The following is a 6,258-nucleotide window of genomic DNA, read 5'->3' on the forward strand; positions in this document are numbered from 1 at the left end:
TAGGCATTCTCGCTTCGTTTTTTCGTCATAGCCTTTCTGTTTTTCATAGTTATCAATAAATTGACGGCCACCGGTTACACAAATAGGATTTTGTTTACCTTGTTTATTGATGCCATTTTTACGGATATGGGTAGATTTACATTCAGGGCATTGCATTTTGATTTCCTCCATTCATATCTCTATTATGCAACGCCCGGGATCGCTGATCGCACTAGAGTCCTCATCCCCGCCATTAGCTTTTTATTGGTTATTGGTGCGCTTCCATATAGGCTCGGAGCAACTGATTGATCTGTGTCTGATAGCCTTTTCCCTGAGATTTAAACCACTCAAATACATCATTATCAATGGGGAGAGTAACTTGAGTTTTGGCCTTGGTTACGGGGACATTTCGCCGCACTACGGCCCTAGCAAACATTTCGGGGGTAATTTCTGGGCAGTCCGAAAAATCAATATCTTCATCGCTCATTTGGTCTAATCGTTGCCAATCAGTGTGAGAGTTGCTCAAAGTAGGTTCGTTGTTCATATTTCGTTGCCTTTCTTGCAGAAATAATACGAGTGTGATCTTCACGTTCGGTATGGACAACGGCAATAACTCGCCCTTTTAGTAAGCCGAATGTGACAAAACGCTGCTCTCCATAATCGAGACGCTCATCTTCAACGGTTAAGATGTCTCCATCAAATACGGCAGGAACATCGGCAAAATCTATACCGTGTTTACGAAGATTAGTAAGTCGTTTTGCTTCATCCCATTGGTATTCCATAACTGAACGACTATTACAACAATCCATTGTAGTTGCAATTTGTTGTCACCGCCACGCTCTAAGTTATTGGGGTTGTGATATGGATAATAAAAAAGCAAAAAGACGCGTTAAGTAAAGCATCCTAGATGATCGCTGATCGCTCTTTCAAAAACCAAAATGATCGCAATTTTAAAGTTTAATTAATAAGAAGATAGCGATCGCACTGGATGAAAGTGTTTCTAAGGCGATCGCCCTAAATACCACCTCTTAGCTCTTCCACATCATTTAACGTCAGAGGTGCTTGGGAACTGTGGCGAACATACAACACATAAACGATATCATCTCGAATGGCAAAAAGCACTCGATACACATTTTTTGCTTTTCCATAGAGAAGTTTGCGTACTTCTTCGGGAAAAATTTCATGTTCTACGGCCAATGCACAACGCTGAGGTTTCTCTTGGAGAGTTGCTATCGTATTCATTAATTCTCGAAACCAACGATCAGCAAATTCAGGATTACGCTCTCGATACCAGCGATAGGCTTGTTCAATCTGAGCTTCTGTAATTGGGGTAATTTCAACCTGAAATGTCATATTTTTGTTGCATTTCCTGAACGAAATCTTCAATCGGGCGAGTTTGACCCGCGTTTAGTTCCTCAAAGCCTTGCTGAATCCCCTTGATTGTTTCCAATTGTTCTAATAGTTGGCGTAGTTTGGCAGAATTAATTTTGTCAGGATCGAGAAAGGTGACGAGAACCTGGGTGCGATCACCCACACATTGCGGTGGTTCGGTGAAGCGGATTTGTCCATCCTGATAAATGCCTTCGATGGTTTTTAGCATGGGTTGCTGTTTGGTTGGTTTCCTCTTCAATTTTAGCAGCTAATTGTTAGTAACGGTAGGATGTGTTAGCGTAGCGTATCGCAATTTGGATTTAAGTGTTTTGAAAAGGGGCTCTTCTGGTTTCTGTGTGGAAACGAGGTCTATACTGATAGAATATCCGCAAAATAGTCCTAAAAGTCTTGCCCAGTAAGCATTTCACGATTCCATAAGCAAAAATTATCACACAAAGTCGAGAAGAGCCTTAAGGGAATGGGTTAAAAGTTGTGGCTATTAAAAATCATTTAGAGTAACACGCCGATCGCCGCTTCATTTCTCCCTAATTTACTTAAACTTATGCAGATGCTTTCAGGGGGACGAGGGGGAGTTGATTGATAATAAATTCACCGAGTTGCACTTTTTTGCTGGCATTATCAATGTCTAAACCGACTAGGTTCCCTAATTCATCGTAATCGGCAACGACTCCTTCTGAAATTTCTTGGCTATCAACACTGGATTTGTCTGCAAGGTGGATATAAAGGGAGTCTGTTTCTGGGTAGTAGTTAATCTTCATGGTCTAAAGCTCCGGTCTGGAAAGGCGTTGTGGATAGTCAGCTTATCTTCTAGGGTAATGACTCTCAGGTATCGATCGCCAAATTCTTTTAAGTACCTAAGCAAAATTAATTACACATATCTAACCCCCTCTTGCCTTTTGCCTCTTGCCTTTTGCCTATCTTCACTAGGAAATTAATTTTGCACGACTACTTATCTGCGCCCAAAAGCGAAAACGATTATCTTCTTGAGGTTCACAGCGAATAGGGTTTTCGATAACGTAAATACACCATTCTTTTTTGAGGTAAGGGCGTTTTGTTAAAACATCATTTTCAAAAAGGGAAGTGGGTGATCACCATTCAGCCCAAAACGTTGGTTAGCGATCGCCTTCATTCCTGAATAGTTATGCCCCAGAAGACGAAGGTTTATATGACGATTATTAAAGGCGGAGCCAATCTTTCAGCCCGTTTTCAATTAATTTCATCTGTGATTCCGATAGCATTCCAAGCTTTTTCACAAAATAGGGTGGAGGAACGGTTACAAAACCCTGAAGTAGGAAGGCACCTTTTCTTTTCAGAAAGGGAAGGTCGATCTGAATCTCATATTGGGAGCCTCTGATACTAGTTGTCTAAGTACAGGACAAAAAGCTTGAAAAGTAGGCGGGAGTGGGGTTTTATGAGAAATAGCACTAATCTCGAAACCCCTATGAACCAGTATAATGCGTTGAAACAAGCTCTCAAACCTCATTTGCGATGGCACGGAGCAAGACTCTCTTTCCTCGCTCTATTCTTACTGGCTCTGTTGAAAGTAAAAACCGTCAACCTCAAGGAATTAGCCCTAGGTTTTGAAGGTCGGGTATTGGTAGAGTCCCATTACAAACGATTACAACGCTTTTTTGGGGACTTCGAGATAGATTACCCTGAAATAGCTCGCATTGTAGTCCAGTGGCTCAATATCCCTCAACCCTGGGTATTGAGTATTGACCGCACCAATTGGTCATTTGGTAGTCATCACTACAACATCCTCACAGTCGGCATTGTCCATGAAGGGGTAGCTATTCCCATTCTCTGGTGGATGCTCAAGAAGAAAAAAGGCAACTCAAACAGCGATGAACGGATGCGTTTTATTGAGGAGATGCTGAAGATTTTTCCTTCTGCGGAGATTCGTTGCTTGTGTGGAGACCGTGAGTTTATTGGGCAGGCGTGGCTGAGGTATCTTTTGCTTGAACCGATGCTGGCTTTCTGTTTAAGAATTCGGGCGACAGACAAGATTGAGTACAATGGCAAGCGGTTGGCCGCCAAGGTTATTTTTGCCCATCTTGCCATTGGTGAATCTCAACGTCTGCAGGGGAGTTGTCTAATTTGGGGTTATCCCGTTTCTGTAGAGGCTCTTCGCTTACCCGATAATTCTTTGCTCATCGTCATTGGACAGCCCGATTGTCTGGGTCTGATTCAGGATTATGCCCAACGTTGGGGTATTGAAACTCTTTTTGGCATCTTTAAGACCCGTGGGTTTTGTCTAGAATCTACTCACTTTACTGACCCAAAACGTCTGCGTAAGCTTTTAGCCTTACTGACTTTAGCTTTGGTCTGGTCTCTCAAGACAGGATTGGAGATACATCATCTTAATCCAATTCCTATCAAGAAACATGGTCGCCGAGCAAAAAGCCTCTTTCGGCTAGGTTTAGACCACCTTCGTCATCTTATTCTCAATCCTTCATTACCTAACTTTTCTCTTTTTCTCCAGTCCTTACATTTTTTGTCCTGTACTTAGGGCACAGACAGGAAATCTTGTTCCTGTTTATCGTTGGTTCCATCCTGGAGACAAAGATTGGATCACTCTTAGAGATGGTGAAATCGATGACTGGAAACTTGGTTCATGGGGCTATAGAGACAAGACATATTCTTTTTCATGTTCTTTAAAATCTTTTCCAAACAGTGTTGCTATTTATCGTTGGTTCCATCCTACAGACAAAGATTGGATCACTCTTGCCGATGGTGAAATTCCCGAATATCAATTGGGGCGTTGGGGTTACCAAGATAAAACTTTTCAGTTTTATGCTTGGCGTTGAATACATCAGGTACAATCAGCTAATACCGCTGCCCCGGACTGGAGCGACTACAATAGAAGGGTAACCCTAGCTTCACGAGTATATGGTTTCATCAAAATTAATCTCGACATTAAGAGAACTGAGCCGCTCAGACAAGTTTTACATTATGCAGTTTCTGATCTCTGAGCTAGCCCAGCAGGAAACCGAGCTAATTAAGCCTGAACAAGCTTATCCAGTATGGTCTCCCTATGGCGCGGATGAGGCTGCGGATACAATGTTAAAAGCGCTACAGGCTACCAAAGCTCAAAACCATGCCTAACACCGAGCGGTATCCATTTCTTGCTGGCGATGCCACTTTAGGTGAAGCTAGTTTTCGCCCCTACTTGCCATTCACCCTGGTTCATCAACAGGTTTCTATTGCAGCATCCGGACTGCTGGACACTGGTGCAAGTGTTAATGTGCTGCCGTATTCAACAGGGGTCGAGCTTGGGTACAATTGGGAACGACAAACAACAGCACTGAGTTTGACAGGAAATTTGGCTCAGTACGAGGCGCGTGTCGTGCTTGCCCAAGCCGTCGTTGGGCAGTTTGAGCCTATTCAAATGGTTTTTGCTTGGACACAGGCTACAAATGTTCCGCTCATTCTGGGGCAGGTGAATTTTTTTATGGAGTTCGATGTTTGTTTCTACCGTTCACAGCTAGAGTTTGCAGTTAGCCCTAAAGTTAGCCCTAAAGCTCTTTTGGAGTAGGTTGTTGATGTTCTTGCCAGCCACCTAACACTGCGTGGCAGCGGACGAAAGCTGCTGGTGCTGAGTTAGAGGTTATCTGCCGCCGCTGCACTTCACCGTTAGACAGCCGCAAAAACTTATTAAACAGACATAGGAGAGAAACTCATGAGTTCAAGCTGAGCAACAAGAACCACATCATGTCCAGCATCAATTAGAAATCTCGCAGTGATTGCGTAAACGTCTTGATCGAGAAGAAATTTTATTATTAAGCCGACACGAGTTTAATGTCTTCAGCCGCTACTAAAGCGATAGCATATTGCAGACAAGCACGAATGTCTTCAATTTGTAAATCAGGGTAATAATCCTGAATAATTATACTGAAAGAGAGTCCCTCATTTAGCAACTCAAGAACACTCTGCACAGTGATGCGCGTCCCTTCTATGCAGGGCTTCCCAAAATGAATTTGAGGGTTAACAGAAATTTTATACATTGTTGTCACCTAGTCATAAGATGCCTTTATTTTAGATCACATTGCACAAAAACAGCCGTATAACAAGTCCCTGCACCGGAACGCCGTCACTTGGTTGGTTGAGTGCGATGCCGAAGGCACTGCGTAGCAGCACGCCGATCTTGTAGGGTGGGTTAATGAAATGTAACGGTGCGATTCGTTTCTAGGGGAATAAATAGCCTAGAGTAGCCTGTAGGTTGAACTTCGGCCGTGAGCCTTTGCCGAACGGTTGACGCAAGGAAACCCAACCATATCAAGTTTGCTGTGAGGTTCCGCTGTTGCTACAATTTGATCCCACATCCATAATTCTATCAAGCTAAAATCGAGTGCTATCTAGAAGGAACTTATGATGAAATACAAAATTGTCCTTTATCGTTCTGAAGAAGGAATTACTGTTGGCGTTCCTGCGCTCCCCGGTTGTTGGTCCGAGGGAGATACTGAGGAAGAGGCATTAACCAATATCCAAGATGCAATTCGTGAGTATCTTGCAGCCTTAGAAGAACGCTTGCAAGATGGGGAAATTCGTGAAATTGAAATGCAGGTGTAACTATGCCTAGAATTCCTGGCGTAAATCACCTAGATGCAGTACGAGCCTTGGAGAAGGTAGGCTTTCGGATCATTCGCCAAGGCAAACATATCATCATCGAAAATTTGGGTCTGAAACCCCGTCGTTCTACGACGGCTTTACTGTTAAATATTAGAACATTTACGAAATATATGCTAAAATGTGAGGTATGGAAAAAGCCTATTCGTTTCGATTTTACCCCACACCCGAACAAGAGTCGCTATTGCGGCGCACATTGGGCTGTGTAAGATTAGTTTACAACAAAGCTCTCCACGAACGAACACAAGCTTGGTACGAAAA

13 protein-coding genes are annotated in these 6,258 nt (G+C 43.1%); 6 read left to right on the forward strand and 7 right to left on the reverse strand.

What is annotated here, in order from left to right; all coding sequences use genetic code 11:
* The 6 genes from O9334_RS00375 to O9334_RS00400 form a co-directional block, all read right to left on the reverse strand.
* A partial coding sequence (locus tag O9334_RS00375) for an IS1/IS1595 family N-terminal zinc-binding domain-containing protein (RefSeq protein ID WP_502846528.1) occupies window positions 1-156 on the reverse strand: 156 nt, incomplete at its 3' end.
* 91 nt (window positions 157-247) lie between these two features.
* On the reverse strand, window positions 248-466 hold the full coding sequence (locus tag O9334_RS00380; RefSeq protein ID WP_287998338.1) for a BrnA antitoxin family protein: 219 nt from the start codon (window positions 464-466) through the stop codon (window positions 248-250).
* Between the two features lie 19 nt (window positions 467-485).
* A complete protein-coding gene (locus tag O9334_RS00385; RefSeq protein WP_287998341.1) occupies window positions 486-761 on the reverse strand; it encodes a BrnT family toxin in 276 nt (91 codons plus the stop codon).
* A 232-nt stretch (window positions 762-993) separates the two neighbouring features.
* The gene (locus O9334_RS00390; protein WP_287998344.1) at window positions 994-1,332 is read right to left on the reverse strand and encodes a type II toxin-antitoxin system RelE/ParE family toxin; all 339 of its coding nucleotides are present in this window, start codon (window positions 1,330-1,332) and stop codon (window positions 994-996) included.
* Window positions 1,316-1,579 carry a hypothetical protein gene (locus O9334_RS00395; protein ID WP_287998347.1) on the reverse strand — a complete coding sequence of 88 codons (264 nt, stop codon included), beginning with the start codon at window positions 1,577-1,579 and terminating at the stop codon, window positions 1,316-1,318. The genes O9334_RS00390 and O9334_RS00395 overlap by 17 nt, the downstream gene beginning before the upstream one ends.
* A 331-nt stretch (window positions 1,580-1,910) precedes the next feature.
* Complete coding sequence (locus O9334_RS00400; protein WP_004163787.1) at window positions 1,911-2,129, reverse strand: DUF2283 domain-containing protein; 219 nt, start codon at window positions 2,127-2,129, stop codon at window positions 1,911-1,913.
* Window positions 2,130-2,812: 683 nt separating this feature from the next.
* On the opposite strand from O9334_RS00400, the gene O9334_RS00405 reads away from it, so the two are divergent.
* From O9334_RS00405 to O9334_RS00415, 4 genes are all read left to right on the forward strand, one after another.
* A complete protein-coding gene (locus tag O9334_RS00405; protein WP_287998355.1) occupies window positions 2,813-3,880 on the forward strand; it encodes an IS4 family transposase in 1,068 nt (355 codons plus the stop codon).
* Window positions 3,861-4,178, forward strand: a complete 318-nt coding sequence (locus O9334_RS22990) for a hypothetical protein (protein ID WP_502846529.1) — start codon at window positions 3,861-3,863, stop codon at window positions 4,176-4,178. The genes O9334_RS00405 and O9334_RS22990 overlap by 20 nt, the downstream gene beginning before the upstream one ends.
* Before the next feature lie 82 nt (window positions 4,179-4,260).
* Window positions 4,261-4,476 (forward strand): hypothetical protein, encoded by a 216-nt coding sequence (locus tag O9334_RS00410; RefSeq protein WP_002770046.1) that lies wholly within the window; start codon window positions 4,261-4,263, stop codon window positions 4,474-4,476.
* A complete protein-coding gene (locus tag O9334_RS00415; protein WP_287998351.1) occupies window positions 4,469-4,906 on the forward strand; it encodes an aspartyl protease family protein in 438 nt (145 codons plus the stop codon). Before O9334_RS00410 ends, O9334_RS00415 begins: the two co-directional genes overlap by 8 nt.
* Before the next feature lie 244 nt (window positions 4,907-5,150).
* On the opposite strand, the gene O9334_RS00420 is transcribed toward O9334_RS00415, so the two are convergent.
* Window positions 5,151-5,375, reverse strand: coding sequence for a DUF433 domain-containing protein (locus tag O9334_RS00420; protein ID WP_002753441.1), 225 nt, complete (start codon window positions 5,373-5,375; stop codon window positions 5,151-5,153).
* A gap of 367 nt (window positions 5,376-5,742) precedes the next feature.
* On the opposite strand from O9334_RS00420, the gene O9334_RS00425 reads away from it, so the two are divergent.
* A complete protein-coding gene (locus O9334_RS00425) occupies window positions 5,743-5,940 on the forward strand; it encodes a type II toxin-antitoxin system HicB family antitoxin (RefSeq protein WP_002738180.1) in 198 nt (65 codons plus the stop codon).
* A gap of 187 nt (window positions 5,941-6,127) precedes the next feature.
* The coding region (locus O9334_RS00430; RefSeq protein ID WP_272079660.1) for a helix-turn-helix domain-containing protein at window positions 6,128-6,258 on the forward strand (131 nt) is incomplete at its 3' end.

Source organism: Microcystis sp. LE19-8.1F (assembly GCF_027531715.1).
GTDB lineage: Bacteria > Cyanobacteriota > Cyanobacteriia > Cyanobacteriales > Microcystaceae > Microcystis > Microcystis wesenbergii_A.

Coding starts and splice junctions, on each gene's coding strand:
- O9334_RS00385 (WP_287998341.1), bottom strand. CDS start 761: ATGGAATACCAATGGGATGAAGCAAAACGACTTACTAATCTTCGTAAA.
- O9334_RS00395 (WP_287998347.1), bottom strand. CDS start 1,579: ATGCTAAAAACCATCGAAGGCATTTATCAGGATGGACAAATCCGCTTC.
- O9334_RS00390 (WP_287998344.1), bottom strand. CDS start 1,332: ATGACATTTCAGGTTGAAATTACCCCAATTACAGAAGCTCAGATTGAA.
- O9334_RS00425 (WP_002738180.1), top strand. CDS start 5,743: ATGAAATACAAAATTGTCCTTTATCGTTCTGAAGAAGGAATTACTGTT.
- O9334_RS00380 (WP_287998338.1), bottom strand. CDS start 466: ATGAGCGATGAAGATATTGATTTTTCGGACTGCCCAGAAATTACCCCC.
- O9334_RS00405 (WP_287998355.1), top strand. CDS start 2,813: ATGAACCAGTATAATGCGTTGAAACAAGCTCTCAAACCTCATTTGCGA.
- O9334_RS00410 (WP_002770046.1), top strand. CDS start 4,261: ATGGTTTCATCAAAATTAATCTCGACATTAAGAGAACTGAGCCGCTCA.
- O9334_RS00400 (WP_004163787.1), bottom strand. CDS start 2,129: ATGAAGATTAACTACTACCCAGAAACAGACTCCCTTTATATCCACCTT.
- O9334_RS00415 (WP_287998351.1), top strand. CDS start 4,469: ATGCCTAACACCGAGCGGTATCCATTTCTTGCTGGCGATGCCACTTTA.
- O9334_RS00420 (WP_002753441.1), bottom strand. CDS start 5,375: ATGTATAAAATTTCTGTTAACCCTCAAATTCATTTTGGGAAGCCCTGC.